Consider the following 17,611-nt stretch of genomic DNA (forward strand, 5'->3'; position numbering starts at 1 on the left):
CCAGCGCCGATTTATTGAGTCATTTGACCAACCCTTGAGATCCCTCCCCATGTTCAGGCCCCACCGCGATGTCCTGGCTGGTCTTGTTGTGGCCTTCGCCATGATTCCAGAAGCCATTGCTTTCTCCGGCATCGCCGGTGTTGATCCACGCGTTGGCCTTTTTGGAGCCTTCATCCTGGCTGTCACCCTGGCAGTGGTGGGTGGTCGCACCGCCATGATCACCTCCGCCACCGGCTCCACCGCGCTGTTGATGACGGGCTTGGTGCAGCAGGGTGACGGGCTAGGCCCTGGCCTGGGCCTGCAATATCTGCTCGCCGCCGGGATCCTCACCGGCATCCTGCAGATCGCCTGGGGCTACCTGCGCCTGGCCCACCAGATGCGCTTCGTGCCCCAGCCCGTGATGGCCGGCTTTGTTAACGCCCTGGCAATCCTGATCTTCCTGGCCCAGTTGCCCCAGCTGGGGTTGGATTTTTTCCACCCAGACAAGCAAGCGATCAGCGCCGCCCAGCTGCCGGCGGTGTACGGCCTGCTCGCCCTCACCCTGGTGATCATCTACCTATTGCCCCGGCTCAGCACCGTTGTGCCCTCAGCGCTGGTGGCAATCCTTATCAGCACAGGCCTTTCGATTCGCCTAGGGCTGGATGTGCCCACGGTGGCAACCCTGGGCATCCTGCCCAGCGGGTTGCCTCTGTTTGGCCTGCCCCAGGTGCCCTTTAACCTCAGCACCCTGGGGCTGATCCTGCCCACCTCCCTGGCGATCTCCTTGGTGGGCCTGATGGAAACCTTCCTCACCCAGGACATCCTGGATGACCTCACCGATAGCACTAGCTCTAAAAACGTTGAAGCCCGCGGTCAGGGCATCGGCAACATTGTTAGCTCCCTTTTTGGGGGCATGGCCGGTTGCGCCCTAGTGGGCCAGTCGGTGATGAACGTGGGCTATGGCGGCCGCAGCCGCCTTTCGACCTTGACCTCAGGCGTGAGCCTGCTAGCGATGATTTTGCTGGCCAGCAATTGGGTGAATCAGATCCCGATGGCCACCCTGGTGGGGGTGATGGTGATGATCGCCATCAATACCGCCAATTGGGACTCGATCCGCGCCATTCGCCGCATCCCCAAAAGCGATTCCGCCGTGATGCTGCTCACGGTCGCTGTCACCGTGCTCACCCACAACCTGGCGGTTGGTCTGCTGGCGGGCGTCGCCCTGGCCGGCATCTTATTTAGCCGCAAGGTGGCCAAGGTGATTGAGGTAAGCAGCGAGCTTTTGGCCCCAGATCATCGGCTTTACAGGGTGCGCGGTCAGTTGTTCTTCGTGAGCACGATCTATTTCCGTCAAGGCTTCGATCTTCACGACCATCCAGCCCGCATCAGCATCGATATGGCAGAAGCTCACATCTGGGACCAGAGCGGTGTAACAGCCCTTGATCAGGTGATCCGCAAAATGAAGCTAAAGGGCAGCTCAGTGGAGGTGCTTGATCTCAATCCTGAGAGCACCAACCTATTTGCCCGCATTGGTATCGCCCCTGAGGCGGGCGGGCGAGGGGGCACCCCGATCCAAGTTGCCTAATCCGAAAGTCGCTCAGGCAGGCTCCCATTCAATCTTCACCACATCCAACGGCCCGCGGCCGCCGCGATTCAGCTCAGTGGCGGCTCGCAGGGCAGCTTCGTGGGTGTGAAAAAGGAAAGCTTCTGAGGTGTGGACCACGTCCACCAGGCGCTGATCCTCGCCGGCAATTGCCAGAAATGTGCCATCGCTAAGCCGCTTCAGGGCATATCGCTCAGCCTGGGTGCAGTCCATCGGATGGGATGGATCAATCTCGGGAGCCCAAAAATGCATGGCCTAATGCCCTTGGCCTAATACCTGATCAAGCTAGCCAGGGCTGGCGGTGTCGACTACGCCCGGCAGGATCATCTCAAGCACGGCGCCTCCTTCAGCCTGGTTGCTGGCCTGGATCCGGCCGCCGTGGGTAACGGCGATCTGCTGCACGATCGATAAGCCCAGGCCACTGCCGATTCGTCTACTCCGGGCCCGAGATGGATCACCTCGGTAAAAGCGCTCAAACAGATGGGCTAGGTCTTCTTCGCTAAGCCCGGGGCCCTGATCAGCCACGCTCAGCTGGCACCACTCACCGCGGCGATCAAGGCTGACCCGCACCACTCCACCATCGGGGCTGTAGCGCAGGGCGTTATCAAAAAGGTTTAGCAGGGCCCGGTGCAGGCGGGAATTGTCGCCGCTCAGCTGCAACTGTCCTGGTGCAACTAGCTCAAGAGCTATCTGGCGTTGATCTGCCAGCGGCCGCACGCTGGCCCATACCTGCTCCACCAGCTGGGGCAGATCCACCACCATGGCCCGTGAGCCCGTACCGGGCAGGGTGTTTTCCAGGCGGGAGAGCTCCAGTAGGTCGCCCACCAACTCCTGCAGCCGCAGCAATTCCCGCTGCAACCGCTCCACCAGCCGCGCATTCTGGCTATTCACCTGAGCAGCGAGGCTGTCACCCACCAGCAGCAGGGCAGTGAGAGGGGTTTTCAATTCATGGGCCACATCACTAACCCAGCGCTCCTGCTGCTCCAGCTGGGCATCAAGGGAGCGGCGGCTCTGCAGTTGCACCACCAACCAGCCATCTCGTCCCGGCACCACCATGGCGTCTAGGTCATGGCCGCCAGAGTGCAATTCCAGTCGCTGGGGGCGATCCTGGCGGCGGGCGATACGGATGCTGCTGGCTAGGTCTGGATCTGGGCAAACATCACCGAAGGGCTGGCTGAGCAACAGGCGGCCGGCATCAAGCTGCAAGATCCGCTCCGCCCGTGGGTTGATATGGCCGATCAGGCCCTGGCGATCCAGCAGGATCCAGCCGATGGCTGCGGAATCCATCCAGCTCAGCAGCTGCCGGGCTGGAGGCAGGGGGCGGTTCAGGCCAGCCCGGCGCCGCCAGGAGGTCACTACCAAGCTGCCTAGCAGGCCTAGCCCTAACCCCAGGCTCAAAGCAAGCAGCAGCTCAAGGGCATTAACCAAAGCGATAACCAAAGCCGCGCACCGTGATCAGATGCACCGGGGCTGATGGACTCTCCTCCAACTTCTCCCGCAACCAGCGGATGTGCACATCAACGGTTTTGCTGTCGCCGATGTAGTCGATACCCCAAAGTTGCTCCAGCAGCTGATCGCGGCTCCAGACCCGCCGCGGATTTTGCATAAACAACTCCAGCAATCGATATTCCTTCGGCGATAGGTTTACCTCCACCCCGTCCCGCGTTACCCGGCACTCGTCCTGGTAGATGCAGAGGTTGGCGTGCTCCAGCACCTTGGCCCGGCTGGTCTGGCTAGACGAGCGCCGTAGCAGGGCCCGGCACCTAGCCACCAGCTCACGCATGCCAAAGGGTTTCACCAGGTAGTCGTCGGCACCCACCTCCAGCCCCAGCACCCGGTCCGTTTCGGTGTCGCGGGCACTCACCACCAGGATCGGCGTTTGGTTGCTGTGTTGACGTAGCTGCCGGCAGACATCCAGCCCGCCCAGCCCCGGCAGCATCAAATCCAGCACTACCAGGGAAAATGGTTGGCCATCGGGCGCCCGCTGCAGCATTTGCAGGGCGTCGCGGCCATTGCCACAGGCCTGGACGCTGAATCCCTCCAGCTCCAGGGCTTCGCGAATGGTTTCGCGAATCGTTTCGTCGTCTTCGACTACGAGCAAGGAAGGCTGCATGTCGCCATTCTCGCCGGCCAGCTCCACCCCCCAGAACGTTGCTTCAACCACAGCGGTAACCATGGCCGCGAACCGTGGTGATCAAGCTGGGTTGGGCGGGATTCTCTTCCAACTTGAGGCGCAGCCAGCGGATATGCACATCCACGGTCTTGGGATCGAGCTCCACGGCCTCGCTTTCTCCCCAAACCCGAGCCAGCAGCTCATCGCGACTCCAGATCCGGCGTGGATGCTTCAAAAAGAAGTGAAGCAGTCGAAATTCCCGTGGCGACAGGCTCACTTCGGCACCATCGCGGCACACCCGGTGTTCCTCCACAAGCATCGAAACCGGGCCGCAGCGGAGGGCAAGCGAGCTTTCTGAGCCAAGTTGATGGCGGCGCACCAGGGCCCGGCAGCGGGCCAGGCATTCCGCCAGTCCAAAGGGACTTGGCAGCACGTCATCGGCGCCGTCCTCCAGGCCCCTTACCCGGTCGGTCTCGGAGACTCCAGGGCAGAGCAGCAGCACCGGAATCGGCTTGCGGGCCGAGCGCACCTGGCGGCACAGCTGCCGGGCAGCTTCGCCCAGGCTGCCATCCAGCACAAGCAGATCCCAGTTGAAGCTTGGCCCCAGCTTGGCGCTCGCCTGCTCAGCATCAGGGCAAACGGTTACTTCGTAGCCCTCATCGCCAAGCTTTTGACGCAGGCAGGCGGCTGCGGTGCAGTCGGAGTAAACCAGCAACAGCCGTATGGACGGCTGCTTCATCGATGCTGGTTGCGCTGCTGGGGGAGATGGCTCACCACCAGCCGGCGCTGGCTGTCGATGTGGAGCCAGCCCTCATCGCGCAGGGCCCCGAGAATCCGGGTCACGGTGACCCGGGTGGTGCTGAGGGTGCTGGCCAGCTCCTGGTGGGTGAGCTTCACCTGAAGCCGCAGGCCCTGTTCACAGGGCTGGCCGTAGTCGTTGGCGAGCAACTCAAGGAATCCGCGCACCCGATCTTCGATGCGGCGCAGGCCGAGCAGGGCCAGCAGGGCTTCACTTTGGCGGTAGCGAGAGGCCATGCCCTGCAGCAGGCCCATAGCCAGATTGGGCGAGCGCTGAATTTCTTCGCAGCTGACGCAGAGCAGGTCGCTATCTACCAACGTGTTGGCCGCATAGGCCTCAACATTGGTGAGGGGATCGCCGAAGGGCTCGTTAGGGCCGGCTAACCCGAGCAGCAACTCATCACCATGGATCGAAATCGCCGTGAGTTTCACCATGCCCCGCACCACCAGCCAAACGCTGCGCTTGAGCAGGGGCACCTGGCTGCCCGCCGCAAGGTGCACCAGGCTGCGCTTCTCGTAACTGGTTTCAAGCAGATCGCGGAAGCTATCGCTGCGACCCGGCTGAAGAGAGGGCGTGAACACCATCGAGGAGCAAGCCAGTTAGCTGGCACAACGCTATGGAGCCAGCTGCGCCGCCAAGCAAAGGCTCGGTAGTCCCGGGTTTAAGACCCGGTTAGGGCTGGGAGTGGTGGTGGCGCCCCCAGAAGCGAGCCCCGCAACAGCCAGAGGCTCTCGCCCTGCTGCCAGAAGAGCCAAAGCTGATCCCCATCTATTAGGGAGCGGCCATGCAGCTCAGCGAGGGCCAGGGGCGCGGCAGCGCTAGAGCTGCTGAGGCGGAGGCTGATGTCTTCGGGCAAGGTGCCCAGGCTCGCTGGCAACTCCTGCTCCTTGCCTCGGTCCCAAAGGGCTAGAAGGGCACGCTCCTGGCCGGGAAGCAGCCACCACTGGCGCCGCTGCAGGGCCACCAAGGCGGCGCCAGCCTCCCTGGGCCGCCCACCCATGGCCACTTGCCTCGCCAGGCGAAATGCCTCACTGGGCTTCCGCGGCAGGCCTGCGGAGTTGCTTGTAACAGGCGGCCCGCTAGCTGTGGCAACGGGCTGGCGGCGGCTCTGCTCGCTTTGGGAGTCGCCGGCGAAAGCACCCGCGGGCAGGCTGGAGGGTGGCGGCGGCGGCAGGCCTGCCAGACCTTGCAGCGGAATCGTGGCCAGGGAGCTAGTCGCGGCTAAGCCTGGCGCCGTGCGGCTCCAGCGCAGCAGGGTGGCCGTGTCCTCTGCCAGTACGGCCCGGCGAGCGCGGCGGCCATCGCTGCCAGGCTGGGGCAGGGCCATCAGCAGCAGCAACTGGCAAATAAGGGCGGCCAGCAGAGCAGGTGCCCAGCGCCGCACCATCGGCTCAGCCAGCTTTGGGTGTAGGTGCAGGAAGTTGGATTTCAAGGTGCAGCGGCAAGGAATCGAGCTGGCTGAGCAGGCGGCGCACGTCGCCCCAGGGGGTGTCGGGATCGGGCACGATCCGCAGGCGATTCGCCCTGCTGCGCAGGGCCGGAGCGGCAAGCAAGCGCCGCAGCTCGGCGGCGGCAATGGGCTGGTTCCAGAGCCTCAGGCCACCATCGGCAGCGAGGTGCAAGCTGATTACCCCCTGGGCCAGCGGGCGCTGCAGCCTCACCTGGGGCAGCAGCAGCAGGCCTAGGGAAAAGGCGCATAGTGCTGTTGCCAGCAGCGCATGGGAGAAGGGTTGCAGCAGCCAGGCTCGCTTCACCGCTTTCCTCCCGGCCACTCCACCAGCACCGGCAAGCGGGAGTGGTGCTGCAACCAATCGAGAGAGGCGGCAACCTCAGCGCTGGCCAAGCCAGCAGAGGGCTGGAAACGCACAGCCACCACCGCGGACGGGCGGGCCTGCAGTTGGCGAAGCAGGCTCTCATCGGCTTGGGGGGCACCGTTGAGAATCCAGCGGCCGGATGCGGCGCGGGCCACAACCAACACATCGCCGCCGCCAACGGCGGGTTCGGGGTGCAGTCGCAGCTTGGCTTGCTGCACCAGGCTGGGCAGGGCAGCAACCGCCAGCAACACGGTGATGGTGGTTGCCACCAGGGGCACCAAGGCGGTTAAGGGCCCTGGATGTGCGGCGCTTGGCTGCTGCATCAGGGGTTGGCGCAATGACGCAACTGCCAGCGGCGCAGCCCCTGGTTGAGCAACAGCAACGCCATCGCCACAAAAGTGATCTGCAGACCAAGCAGCGTGGGAAGCAGCACGTCGCCGTAGCCCGCTAAGGGAGCGCCGGGCGGCAGCAGCAGCTGGCTGCCTAGTTGCTTCAGCACCGCCATTAGGCCAGCCGTCGTGCCGATCAGGCCCAGCAGCGGAGCCAGCACCACTGCTGCCTGCAGCAAGGGCTCACCCCAAGCCATCTGGTGGTCGCAGTCGTCAAGCAACTGATGGCGCTGCCGCCAGGAACGGCGACCACGGGCAAACCAGCGCCACCAAAATGCACCCCGATCAAATCCCACGGTGAATACCGCCACCGATAAAACCAGCAGGGGCACAGCTACGGGTCCGCAGGCCTTCCACAGGGACAGGAAGGAAGCCATGGCTCTTGCCAACTGGGGCGAGGATATGGAGCGCTTGGGGCCACCGCCGGTATCGCCCCTGCTTGACATGGGGCCCGGGTCGGGCGCCTGCACGGCTTAAAAGTTGATCTGCTTACAGATTGATCGGTTTAAAGATTGATCGACTTAAAGATTGATCGGCTCCACTCCGCTCACCACCGGCGCCACGGCGCTCAGCTCCAGTTCCGGGTGCTCCTCCGCCAGCTGACCCAGGTTCCAGCTGTTCTTGAACAGCAGCACCGGCCGATTCCAGGCATCTCGCACCGTCTTGCAATTAAAGATCCGCCCCACCTGCTCCAGGGCTGGCCAGCCGCCCGCCACCCAGCGAGCTACCGCAAAACCGAGCGGTTCAAGCCGCGTCTGCACGCCGTATTCGTGCTCAAGCCGGTATTGCACCACCTCCAGTTGCAGCTGGCCAACTGCCGCCAGAATCGGATCGCGCTTGCTTTCATCTGTGTCGTAGAGGATTTGCACCGCCCCCTCCTCGCGCAGCTCATTGACGCCCTTGCGGAAACTCTTGAACGCCGATGGGTTGGGGTTGCGCAACCAGGCAAAGATCTCCGGCGAGAAGCAAGGAATCCCCTCGTATTCCACCTTCTGGCCGAGATAAAGGGTGTCGCCAATGGCGAACATGCCGGGGTTGTTGAGGCCGATCACATCGCCGGGGTAGGCGTCCTCCACCACTTCCCGGTCCTGACCGAACAGCTTCTGGGGGCGCGATAGGCGAATGGCCTTGCCGGTGCGGGCGTGCTGCACCGTCATGTCCTTTTCAAACTTGCCGCTGCACACCCGCACAAAGGCCACCCGGTCGCGGTGGCGCGGATCCATGTTGGCCTGCAGCTTGAACACAAAGCCGCTGAAACCTGGGCCGATCGGGTCGATCTCACCGGCATTGCTGGCGCGGCCCACCGGCTTCTGGGCGAGCTCCAAAAAGGCATCAAGAAACGGCCGCACGCCGAAGTTGGTCATCGCCGAACCAAAGAAAACGGGCGAGAGCTCACCGGCGTGCACCAGCTCTAGGTCGAGGTCGGCGCCAGCCCCCTCCAGCAACTCCAGTTCCTCAAGGGCCTGAGCCAGGAGCTCCGGCTCCACGGCCCCCATATCGCGGGCCTCCTGCACCGTGAGCAGCTTTTCCTCGCTCTGGCGGCCGCGCTCGGCGCGCTGAAACAGGATCACGTCGTGGCTGCGGCGATCGATCACGCCGCGAAAGCGGTCGCCGCTGCCGATCGGCCAGTTCACCGGCCAGCAGGCCAGGCCCAGCTCCTGCTCGATCTCATCGAGCAGCTCCAGGGGCTCGCGCCCAGGCCGGTCCATCTTGTTGATGAAGGTGAAAATCGGGATGCGCCGCATGCGGCACACCTCAAACAATTTGCGTGTCTGGGGCTCCAGGCCCTTGGCCGCGTCTTCCAGCATCACCGCGTTATCGGCGGCGGCCAGGGTGCGATAGGTGTCTTCTGAGAAGTCCTGGTGGCCAGGGGTATCCAGCAGGTTGATCGTGCTGCCGCTGTAGTCGAACTGCAGCACCGTTGAAGTGATCGAGATGCCGCGCTGCTTCTCGAGCTCCATCCAGTCAGAGGTCACCTTGCGCTGCTCCCCCTTGGCCTTCACGGCGCCGGCCTGCTGGATCGCGCCCCCGTAGAGCAGCAGTTTCTCGGTGAGGGTCGTTTTGCCCGCGTCTGGGTGGGAAATGATCGCGAAGTTGCGCCGCCGGGCCACGGCCTCGGCCAGGGCCTGCAGTTCGGGAGTGCTGCTTGTGCTGCTGATCATCAGCTCAGCCTGCCAGGCCGCTTAGTTGAGCCGGCCCCATACCTCCAAGTAGCGCTCCTGCCGCGGCGCCACCTGGAGCTGGGCGGCCAGCCCGGCCTGCTCCAGCTGCTGCTGCACCTCCTCTGGGGTGAAGGCCGCATGCAGGGAAGCGCGGTAGTCGCGCCGCAGCACCTCGGGCGCTCCTTCCATCTCGGAAACCACCAGCGCCTCCACCGCCTCGGCGTTATCGGGGCGCCGCAGGTCTTGGACATAAACAAACGCCCCTGGGGAGCCGAGCTGGGTCACCGTCTGCCAGAGCACCGCCGGATCATGCAGGTGGTGCAACAGGCTGTTGCACACCACCGCTGAGAAGTGGGCTTCGAGTTCGCCTGCGATAGCAAGGGGCAGCAGCGCCTGCTTAAAGCGCAGCCGAGCCGCCAGATCCGGCGACGCTCCGGCCAGGCGCTCGCGCGCCACCGCCAGCATCCGCGGCGCCCCGTCGATCCCTAAAACCTTTGCAGCAGGCCAGCGAGCGGCCAGAAGCAAGCTGATGTTGCCCGGGCCGCAGCCCAGATCCACCAAGGCCGTGCCGGGGTCATCACCGCAGAGCTGGGCCAGCCTCTCCACCATCGCCGCATCGGAGGTGGCGAAATCGGCCTGGGCATAGGCCAGCACCTGGCCTGCCTTGTCCATCAGCTCCGGCTCCGGAATGCGCTGCATCGAAATTCAAGATTTCCTGATCCACTGTGGCGCAGCCTTGCTGGGCAGCGCACTGTCGCTGGTGTCTACCAGATGTTGCACACCCCACCGGTGGCGTTATGGTTCGGCTCACCTTCGGGCCGTACTGCCTGTGACGCTCTCAGCCACGCCCCCTACAGCCGCCAGTCAGAACGCCGAAGCTGCGGCGGCTGAAAAGGCTTTTGCCGCCGCCAGCGGCAGTCCGGCGGGCGAGGCCCTCGATTTCCCGGCCACCGCCCCTGCTGCCAACCCGGTCTTCTACCGGACCTACAGCCGCAAGACCGAGACCGGCAGGGAAAGCTGGCACCAAGTAGCTGAGCGCAACCTCGGCGGTCTGAGCAAGCTGGGCAACCTCAGCGATGCGGAGGTGGAGTTGATGCGCCGCATGCAGCAGCAGCAGAAAGCACTTCCTTCAGGGCGCTGGCTGTGGATCGGCGGCACCGAATGGATCGAGCAACAGCAAAACTTCTCTGGCGCCTACAACTGCACCTCCACCAACCTGGTGGACTGGGAAGCCTTCGGTCTGATGATGGACCTGGCGATGATGGGCTGCGGCACCGGCGCCATCATCGAGCCCCATCTGATTGGGCGCTTGCCGGCGGTGCGCAACCGGCTCAGCATCGCCGCTGTGACCGATATCGGTGCCACCCCGGCTGGCCAACGCCAAGAGCACACCAGCCACAGCATCGAGGCCAACCGGGTTGCCATCAAGGTGGGTGACACCCGCCGCGGCTGGGTGGACAGCTACCAGCTGCTGCTCAATCTCTGCAGCGACGAGCGCTTTGACCCCGCCAGCCCGATCGAGATCAGCGTCGATCTCTCCGACGTGCGGCCCGTGGGCGAAACCCTCAAGGGCTTCGGTGGCATGGCCAACCCGGTGAAACTCAAGGACCTTTACGGCCGCGTGGCCCAGATTCTCAATAAGGCCCAAGGCCGCCAGCTCACCTCGGTGGAGTGCTGCCTGCTGATCGATGAGGCTGCTGTCACGATCGTGGCCGGCAACATCCGCCGCAGCGCCGGCATGCGCCAGTTCTGCGCCGACGACAACTCCGCCGCCGGAGCGAAGGAGAACCTCTGGCAGCAGGACAGCGAGGGCAACTGGAGCATCGATCCGGAAAGGGATTCGCTGCGCATGGCCAACCACACCCGGGTCTTCCACAACCGGCCCGACCGGGCCACGGTGCTGGAGGCGGTTGTTAAGCAGTTCCAGAGCGGTGAGGGCGCGATCCAGTTCGCTCCTGAAGCCATCGCCCGCTCCAACGCCGACCTGCTGACCACCCCAGAGCTGCGCACAGAGTTCATCGGCATCTATTGCGACCAAGGCCGCGAGCAAGCTGGCCGCTGGCTCACCACCCACCACCCCGAGATCAGCGCCGCCGAACTGGAGCACCGCTTGGGCCGCTACGGCCTCAACCCCTGCGGCGAGATCCTCGGCGCCGACTTCCACTGCAACCTGGCTGAAATCCACCTCAACCAGATCGACCCCGCCGATCTGGTGTCCCAGGAGGAGGCCTTCCGTGCTGCCGGCCTGGCCGTGGCCTGCCTGCTCAACCATCGCTTCGAGGTGGAGCGCTACCGCCAGAGCCGCGCCTGGGATCCGATCGTGGGCGTGAGTTTCACCGGCCTATTTGACTTTTTTGTGCACGCCTTTGGCACGCCCTGGCTCACCTGGTGGGAAGCGGGACGGCCCAACACGGCCGAAGGCCTGGCCTTCAAGGCAAAGGAGGCCGAATTCCTGGGCCGCTGGAAGCAGATCGTCAATACGGCGGTTTGGGACTACTGCGATCGCCACGGCCTGCGCCGCCCCAACCGCTGCACCACCGTGCAGCCCGCCGGCACCAAGAGCCTGCTCACCGGAGCATCACCTGGCTGGCACCCCCCCAAAGCCCAGCGCTTCATCCGCCGCATCACCTTCCGCAAGAACGATCCGGTGGCCCTTGCCTGCATGGATTACGGCTACACAATCGTGCCCTCGCAAAGCGATAAGGACGAACAGGGCCGCCTGCTGGATGATGCGTTTGATCCCCGCTGCACCGAGTGGCTGGTGGAAATTCCCACCGAAGTGAGCTGGGCCAATATCCCAGGTGCCGACGCAGTTGAGATCAACAACTTCTCAGCTTTGGCTCAATTTGACTTCTACATGCAGGTGCAGAAGCACTACACAGCCCACAACACCTCAGCCACGGTCGAGTTCCGCGAAAACGAAATTGAACCACTAGCAGATGCAATTTATCAGGCAATCGATCAAGGTGAGGGCTACATCTCTGCTGCCCTATTGGCCCGTTTTGATGCCAATGCCACCTTCCCGCGCCTGCCGTTTGAACCAATCGACCACGCCACCTACCTGCGTCTAAACGCTGAGGTGGCATCCCGTCGCAGCACCACTTGCTTCTTCGAAGCATTACAGCGCTACGACCGTGGTGAGCTGGTGGAGGCAGGTCCAGCAGGCTGCGATTCAGATAAGTGCCTACTGCCTTTAGCTAAACCGGGCAACAACTAAGGCCTTCGCAGGCGCGAATGCTAAGAGGAGGGGGGATCGGCAATGATATACCGGTCCCTACCTGTTTGTTTAGAGATAAGCAAAGCGGCATCTGCCCTTTTATAGGTGTCTGTGTAGACCTCGCCAGGGGCACGCTCTGCTACTCCGATGCTTATCGTAGCTTGCAGCATATCTTCGCCCACCCGGATACGCAGGGCGCGTGTATTGGCCAGCATGCGATCAGCAATATCGGATGCTGTCGCTAGATCAGCATTAACGAGCAGGGCGAGAAATTCTTCGCCGCCCCAGCGGCCACAAGAGTCGTATTCTCTAAGGCTATGGGTAAAGGAATTGGCGAGCTCGATTAGCACCTGATCGCCTACATCATGGCCGTAAACATCATTGAAAAGCTTAAAGCGATCCACGTCCATGGTGAGCAGGGAGTAGGTGCCTTCTTCCCTGGCTAGTCGCTCATCCTCAATTCGGCATCGCTCTGACATCAGGCGGCGATTTGGGATAGAGGTAAGTAAATCATGGGTGGAAGCTTCCCTTAGGGCCTTATTGAGGTCGTTCAGCATCGACTGGTAGCGATCTGAAATGCTGATTGCACGCTCAAGTGTGCGGATCTGACGGTCGTAGCGGCGTGAGAGGTTGCGCACCCGTTCTTGGACACCGCTTTGATAGCGATCCGAAATCTGGGTAATACGCTCTAACCTGGAAACTTGCTGCCCCATCCTCTCCATCATTTCGGCTAAAGCTTCCCGCAAGGGATGGCCCAGGTAAGCCTCGTTTGCCAATAATTCTGCTACTCGATCGTCGAGCTCATCAGAGGGTTTGGAGTCGCCAGAATAAGGAGTCATGCTAGAGGGTCCTTAGACCACAACGGCCTCAATTGAAAAATCGAAAGTATAGTCTTCTTTGAATTCCTCGCCCAGCTCTGCGGAACGGGGATTGCGACTATCGTAAAACCAGCATACTGCAATTTGCTTGCCTTGATCGGCGGCATTTTGTAGCCGATCGAATATGTCTATCATCGCCCTAATGCTACTTGTATTTAAGTAATTCAGTCTTAGCTCGATTTTTAGTGGTTGGGACCCAGAATGCAAAAAATCTTCAACCCAGCCAATGATATTGTCGAAAATTTCATAGGTGTTTTCCGGATAGGACTCGCCAGTCATCACCAGCACTCCGGTGTCCCATTCAGCCGTGACTGCAGGCGTGGACTGGGTTGGGGCCAGGCTCAGGTTTTTCTGGAATTCAGTGTTTGTCATGGCCGTTCAGATTGTTGCGCGTAGCGTGAAGAAGGCTTTGCCACCACCGAGCTCATCCAAGCTGGCCTGCAATGGCTCAGATGACTTGCGTGCAATATCAATCAGGCCGAGGCCCGCACCAGTTACCACACCTTCTTCACGGGGCTTGCGCAGTTGCTCTTTGTAGAGCGACTTGAGCTCTACCTTATCAAGCCTCCCCAAGGCCTCGACCCGATCCAATAGATGCTGGCCATCAGCAGTATCAACCATATTTCCTGCCGAAACTACATATTTATCAACTCCAGTCTCTGCAATTACAACCGTAGCAGTGGCCTCTAGGTCACTGTAGGAGCGATTGGATGTATAGTGACGAATATTCTGGCTCATCTTGATATAAACGCTAAAAACATCCATTGCTGAAGACATGCAATCTCTTGTTGTCTCGATGTGCTCCTTCAGCGCCACCCCAATTTCGCCAATCAAACTTCTTGAAGTGGGGCCGTTAAAGCAGATCAAAATACGCTCATGCGTGAAGAAATCCCTAAGAGAGGAAAGGCTCCGGCTGGTTGTAAGGGCGCTGTCCATGGGCTTAATGCTTATTGCAATGTTAACACCAGAGCCTGATCGGGCTGGAACAGGGTCACGTTAGTTAAATCGGAAGGACAACATGGTGATGTCATCGCGTTGGGGGTGATCCCCTTGGAATTCCTGCAATGCCCTAGTAAGAGCCTGGTGTTGGTCGTCAAGGGACTTGGTTGCATGCTCAAGCAGCCACTGGGAAAATCGATCGCTGCCCAGTCCAAATCCATGCTCCCCTCCAGCCTGATCTAAATATCCATCTGTTGTGAGGTAATAGGTGAAGCCAGGAAGAAGCGGAACGTCGTGATCGTGATATGCGCCGGTGCGGCGGTCCCAGAGACTGCGATTGTCCCCTTTGACGTATTCAACTGTGTTGCCATCGCTCCAGTAAAGCCAGATCTTGGCTCCTGCAAAGCGCAGCAGTTGGGCGTGTGCATCAATCATGACTAGGCCTACATCCATTGTGGTGGCAATGGCACGAGAGACTTGGGCTTCGCTGAGAATGCTGTGCATGCCTTCATTGGTGGCTTGCAGCACCTCGGCTGGAGAGGCAATGCCATGCATCTGTATCGACCGATCGATGCCGGCTCGAGCGAGCATGGTCATCATGGCTCCGGATACTCCGTGGCCTGCGCAGTCGGCTACGCCCGCCAAGCAACGCCCACCTTCCTCGTGGAACACGTAGTAATCGCCGCCAACGGTGTCGCGGGGCTGCCACAGGATGAAGTGATCCTTGCCGAAGCGTTCTTTTAGCTGACGATTTGGCAGAATCGACTTCTGCAGCAGTGCTGCATATTGAATCGAATCATCCACCTGTTTTGTTACATCCTTAAGGCGCTGATGGGCTGAATCGACCATGTCATAGGCATGGCGCTGGCGAACTAAGACGGAGTTAAAGGCTTCCGTGAGGCGACCGATCTCGTCACTACCCCTTACGGTCAGCAGTTCGTTGGAATCGTCGGATGATATGGAATAGGCTTGACGAACCAAGCGGCGCAGGGGTTCAACTACGCGCAGCGACAATATGCGATAGGAAATTGTGACCCCTATTGCCAATAAGATTGCCAGAAAGATGGTGGTTTGTGACTGCATCTGGCTGGAGCTGGGATCGTTCAGCAGCGTCGAAGCTGAATAGATCAAATAGGCCAGCACAATGCCATTGAGAATAGCGAGGAGCAAAAATATCTGCTGAATCGACAGGACACGCTTTTTCCGCTTAGCTGCCTCTACCGTCATCCAGCCTCTTAGCACCCATTTTAAGTTTCATCTTAGTCAGGGATGGCCCGGAAAACTGCGCCCTCTCAGAAAATTCTCAGACGGCCCCCCTCGTGGGATTATGGAAGAGGTGGCGGCATTGCCGCACCAACCCTCTGGAGAGGTGGTCGAGTGGTTGATGGCTCTGGTCTTGAAAACCAGCGAAGTGAAAGCTTCCGCGGGTTCGAATCCCGCCCTCTCCGTTCCAATGACATCAGCAGAACCCAGCCCCGCAAGTGCTTGCCGGGCTGGTCTGGCATCAGTCTTGATCTGGCATCAGTCCTGAAGGTGGCTGAAGGGGCGCATTGCTGCGGCGGGCTCTGCGCAGGCGCGGTTGAGCTCCCTTTCGAGATTGATTATGCGCTTCTCCCTTAGGCAGTATTTGCAGCCGCCGGTGGTTTGGAGGTGCTTCTCGGGGGTGATGGAAATCTCTTTGACTGGATGGCTATTGCAGCGAATCTTGATGGGGGTCTTGTAGCTCTTGTAGAGGATGGCTGCGTAGTCGTATTGATCGCCAAAACGGGATCGGGCCCTTGCCAAAAACAGTTCACGACTGATTGGGTTGCCCATCTCCAGGCCAGGTGGGATCAGTGAAGATGCGGCATATTACGGAGGCTGCCGCCCCAGGCCAATTCGCCGGCAAAGACCGTCACGTTGCGTGATGCGGTTCAAAAGATATGGGTTTGGCCCCCTTGCTCCCATCTTTTCTAGGCTGGTCCTGAGCGCCACGAAGGGAGTGGTGATCAGGCAGGGAGCAATCCCTGCTTTTTTATGGCTTACAAATACCTTTGGTGCGAATCTGGGTGCTTCCAACCCAGCCCGGCTGTTAATGGCCCCAGAGAGTCCCCAACGTCCCCCCTGGCTGAATTGGTTGTTTCTATTGGCGTTCCTGTGGAGCTCCTACCAGCTGGCTGGCCTCTGGTTTGCGCGCCTACACGGCTAGGGGTATTGGTTGGGCACGAAGAACTGCTCATTGCGGGGCGGACGAGCCGTGCCCTTGGGGGGCTTGCGGGGCGGCAGCTTGATCGCTGGCGGTGTCATGTCTTCGTAGGGGATCTTGCTGAGCAGGTGGTGGATGCAATTGAGGCGGGCGCGGCGTTTGTCGTCTGCCTCCACTGTGAACCAGGGCGCTTCGGGGATGTTGGTGTGGGCAAACATCAGATCTTTAGCGGCTGAAAAGCTTTCCCACTTGTTGCGGGCCTCCAGATCCATCGGACTGAGCTTCCAGCGGCGGGTGGGATCGTCGATACGGGCCTGGAAACGGCTTTCCTGCTCCGCATCGCTCACTGAAAACCAGTACTTGAGTAGCACGATTCCAGAGCGCACCACCATCCGTTCAAATTCCGGGCAGCTCTGCAGAAACTCCTCCGTTTGGGCTGGAGTGCAGAAGCCCATTACCGATTCCACCCCAGCCCGGTTGTACCAGCTGCGATCAAATACGACGATCTCCCCCGCGGAAGGGAAGTGTTCGACGTAGCGCTGGAAATACCACTGGGTTTTCTGTTGATCAGAGGGGGTGCCTAAGGCCACCACCCTGCAGCCGCGGGGGTTGAGCGGTTCGGTGATTCGTTTAATCGTGCCGCCCTTACCGGCCGCATCCCTGCCCTCGAACAGCACGATCAGCCGAAAGCCAGAGGCCTTCAGCCAGTACTGCATTTTTACCAGCTCCACCTGCAGCCGGGTGAGCTCTTTCTCGTACACCTTGCGATCTAGCCGGCCCCCGTTGCTGGCCAGATCTTCCATTAACGGCGATGGGTAGTAGCGATCGCTCAGGGGCCCAAAGTGTGGTTGCTGGGGCTGGCTCGAGTTGCTGGTTTTATCCGTTTTCTTGTGTTTTCCCATCGCTGAGGGTCTCCAGAACTAGTTGCGGCGGCTGGGTTGGGGCCATAGAGCTCGCACTAGGCGGATGATCCCCGCAACCACCAATCCCAGGGCCGCAATGGCCGCCAGCACCAGCAGCACCACCGCCAGCAGTTGCACCAGTCCCCAAAGCGCCTGCTGCACCCCGCCGATCAGGTTGGCTAGAGCTGTGCTCAGCACCAAGAAGGTGTCGAAGCGCTCCGGCAACTGCAGCAAGGCCAGCATTAGCCCGGCGCCAGCAGCGCCGAGCAGCAGGGCGATACCGGCCTGACGCCAGCGGGCCGGGCGGCGGCGGCGGCGAAATACTCGTCGTGTCGACGCGCCTGTGGCGGGCAATTGCAGGGCGCGGCGACGGGGGGAGGTCATACCTCGAGGACGTAACCAGCACCGCGCATCCAGCGCTCGAATTCCATCAGCACCAACTCGTTGGGGCAGTCGATCAAGGAGAGATCTGCCACGGTGCAATCCCCCTGGCCGCCGTGATGGAGGGAGAGGCGGAAGTCGTCGCCGCTGAGCCCGCAAACCTCCGGATCACTGCGTACAACCACATCAAGGGAGGCCCCAAGCCGAGCCACCCGAATCCTCAGTTCCGACCAGGTCAGCGCCGCCATGG

At 61.2% G+C, this 17,611-nt stretch carries 21 protein-coding genes and 1 tRNA gene; 3 read left to right on the forward strand and 19 right to left on the reverse strand.

The features are described 5' to 3' along the window. Positions 1-49 precede the first annotated feature (49 nt). Positions 50-1,564 carry a SulP family inorganic anion transporter gene (locus tag KBY73_RS05905; protein WP_254936236.1) on the forward strand — a complete coding sequence of 505 codons (1,515 nt, stop codon included), beginning with the start codon at positions 50-52 and terminating at the stop codon, positions 1,562-1,564. A 12-nt stretch (positions 1,565-1,576) separates the two neighbouring features. Here KBY73_RS05905 and KBY73_RS05910 read toward each other — a convergent pair whose 3' ends face one another. The 11 genes from KBY73_RS05910 to KBY73_RS05960 all read right to left on the reverse strand — a co-directional run bounded on the left by KBY73_RS05910 (position 1,577) and on the right by KBY73_RS05960 (position 9,558). Beyond that, complete coding sequence (locus KBY73_RS05910; RefSeq protein WP_254936141.1) at positions 1,577-1,834, reverse strand: hypothetical protein; 258 nt, start codon at positions 1,832-1,834, stop codon at positions 1,577-1,579. A gap of 33 nt (positions 1,835-1,867) precedes the next feature. Then, positions 1,868-3,022 carry a cell wall metabolism sensor histidine kinase WalK gene (locus KBY73_RS05915; protein WP_254936142.1) on the reverse strand — a complete coding sequence of 385 codons (1,155 nt, stop codon included), beginning with the start codon at positions 3,020-3,022 and terminating at the stop codon, positions 1,868-1,870. Next, the gene (locus tag KBY73_RS05920; RefSeq protein WP_254936237.1) at positions 3,003-3,695 is read right to left on the reverse strand and encodes a response regulator transcription factor; all 693 of its coding nucleotides are present in this window, start codon (positions 3,693-3,695) and stop codon (positions 3,003-3,005) included. The genes KBY73_RS05915 and KBY73_RS05920 overlap by 20 nt, the downstream gene beginning before the upstream one ends. Before the next feature lie 43 nt (positions 3,696-3,738). Continuing rightward, a complete protein-coding gene (locus KBY73_RS05925; RefSeq protein WP_254936143.1) occupies positions 3,739-4,434 on the reverse strand; it encodes a winged helix-turn-helix domain-containing protein in 696 nt (231 codons plus the stop codon). Beyond that, entirely contained in the window at positions 4,431-5,078 is a 648-nt protein-coding gene (locus KBY73_RS05930) for a Crp/Fnr family transcriptional regulator (protein WP_106633013.1), read from the reverse strand. The genes KBY73_RS05925 and KBY73_RS05930 overlap by 4 nt, the downstream gene beginning before the upstream one ends. A gap of 77 nt (positions 5,079-5,155) precedes the next feature. Next, positions 5,156-5,926, reverse strand: coding sequence for a hypothetical protein (locus KBY73_RS05935; protein WP_254936144.1), 771 nt, complete (start codon positions 5,924-5,926; stop codon positions 5,156-5,158). Then, complete coding sequence (locus tag KBY73_RS05940) at positions 5,886-6,248, reverse strand: biopolymer transporter ExbD (protein WP_254936145.1); 363 nt, start codon at positions 6,246-6,248, stop codon at positions 5,886-5,888. The genes KBY73_RS05935 and KBY73_RS05940 overlap by 41 nt, the downstream gene beginning before the upstream one ends. Then, complete coding sequence (locus tag KBY73_RS05945; protein WP_254936146.1) at positions 6,245-6,577, reverse strand: hypothetical protein; 333 nt, start codon at positions 6,575-6,577, stop codon at positions 6,245-6,247. The genes KBY73_RS05940 and KBY73_RS05945 overlap by 4 nt, the downstream gene beginning before the upstream one ends. A gap of 53 nt (positions 6,578-6,630) precedes the next feature. Further along, on the reverse strand, positions 6,631-7,074 hold the full coding sequence (locus KBY73_RS05950; protein WP_254936147.1) for a MotA/TolQ/ExbB proton channel family protein: 444 nt from the start codon (positions 7,072-7,074) through the stop codon (positions 6,631-6,633). A gap of 144 nt (positions 7,075-7,218) precedes the next feature. After that, positions 7,219-8,859, reverse strand: coding sequence for a peptide chain release factor 3 (locus KBY73_RS05955; RefSeq protein ID WP_254936148.1), 1,641 nt, complete (start codon positions 8,857-8,859; stop codon positions 7,219-7,221). Between the two features lie 21 nt (positions 8,860-8,880). Further along, positions 8,881-9,558 (reverse strand): class I SAM-dependent methyltransferase, encoded by a 678-nt coding sequence (locus KBY73_RS05960; protein WP_254936149.1) that lies wholly within the window; start codon positions 9,556-9,558, stop codon positions 8,881-8,883. 124 nt (positions 9,559-9,682) lie between these two features. Here KBY73_RS05960 and nrdJ point away from each other — a divergent pair, with 124 nt between their 5' ends. Next, a complete protein-coding gene (gene nrdJ / locus KBY73_RS05965) occupies positions 9,683-12,076 on the forward strand; it encodes a ribonucleoside-triphosphate reductase, adenosylcobalamin-dependent (protein WP_396096701.1) in 2,394 nt (797 codons plus the stop codon). A gap of 20 nt (positions 12,077-12,096) precedes the next feature. Here nrdJ and siaD read toward each other — a convergent pair whose 3' ends face one another. Genes siaD through KBY73_RS05985 form a run of 4 tightly spaced genes read right to left on the reverse strand, consistent with a single transcriptional unit; the run spans position 12,097 to position 15,120 of the window. Then, positions 12,097-12,915, reverse strand: coding sequence for a biofilm regulation diguanylate cyclase SiaD (gene siaD, locus KBY73_RS05970; protein WP_254936151.1), 819 nt, complete (start codon positions 12,913-12,915; stop codon positions 12,097-12,099). Between the two features lie 12 nt (positions 12,916-12,927). Further along, positions 12,928-13,326 (reverse strand): biofilm regulation phosphoprotein SiaC, encoded by a 399-nt coding sequence (siaC, locus tag KBY73_RS05975; protein WP_254936152.1) that lies wholly within the window; start codon positions 13,324-13,326, stop codon positions 12,928-12,930. Between the two features lie 6 nt (positions 13,327-13,332). Continuing rightward, positions 13,333-13,890: a biofilm regulation protein kinase SiaB gene (gene siaB, locus KBY73_RS05980; RefSeq protein ID WP_254936153.1), complete on the reverse strand. Its 558-nt coding sequence runs from the start codon at positions 13,888-13,890 to the stop codon at positions 13,333-13,335. 60 nt (positions 13,891-13,950) lie between these two features. After that, on the reverse strand, positions 13,951-15,120 hold the full coding sequence (locus KBY73_RS05985; RefSeq protein ID WP_254936154.1) for a SpoIIE family protein phosphatase: 1,170 nt from the start codon (positions 15,118-15,120) through the stop codon (positions 13,951-13,953). A 136-nt stretch (positions 15,121-15,256) separates the two neighbouring features. Here KBY73_RS05985 and KBY73_RS05990 point away from each other — a divergent pair. Continuing rightward, positions 15,257-15,341 (forward strand) — tRNA-Ser (locus tag KBY73_RS05990). A 73-nt stretch (positions 15,342-15,414) separates the two neighbouring features. On the opposite strand, the gene KBY73_RS05995 is transcribed toward KBY73_RS05990, so the two are convergent. The 4 genes from KBY73_RS05995 to KBY73_RS06010 form a co-directional block, all read right to left on the reverse strand. Next, the gene (locus KBY73_RS05995) at positions 15,415-15,708 is read right to left on the reverse strand and encodes a hypothetical protein (protein ID WP_254936155.1); all 294 of its coding nucleotides are present in this window, start codon (positions 15,706-15,708) and stop codon (positions 15,415-15,417) included. A 369-nt stretch (positions 15,709-16,077) separates the two neighbouring features. Further along, complete coding sequence (gene ppk2, locus KBY73_RS06000; protein ID WP_396096703.1) at positions 16,078-16,881, reverse strand: polyphosphate kinase 2; 804 nt, start codon at positions 16,879-16,881, stop codon at positions 16,078-16,080. A gap of 117 nt (positions 16,882-16,998) precedes the next feature. After that, the gene (locus KBY73_RS06005; RefSeq protein ID WP_254936157.1) at positions 16,999-17,364 is read right to left on the reverse strand and encodes a hypothetical protein; all 366 of its coding nucleotides are present in this window, start codon (positions 17,362-17,364) and stop codon (positions 16,999-17,001) included. Further along, positions 17,361-17,609, reverse strand: a complete 249-nt coding sequence (locus tag KBY73_RS06010; RefSeq protein ID WP_254936158.1) for a hypothetical protein — start codon at positions 17,607-17,609, stop codon at positions 17,361-17,363. The genes KBY73_RS06005 and KBY73_RS06010 overlap by 4 nt, the downstream gene beginning before the upstream one ends. Positions 17,610-17,611: the final 2 nt, after the last annotated feature.

Origin of the sequence: Cyanobium sp. Tous-M-B4 (assembly GCF_024345395.1) — a bacterium.
GTDB lineage: Bacteria > Cyanobacteriota > Cyanobacteriia > PCC-6307 > Cyanobiaceae > Cyanobium_A.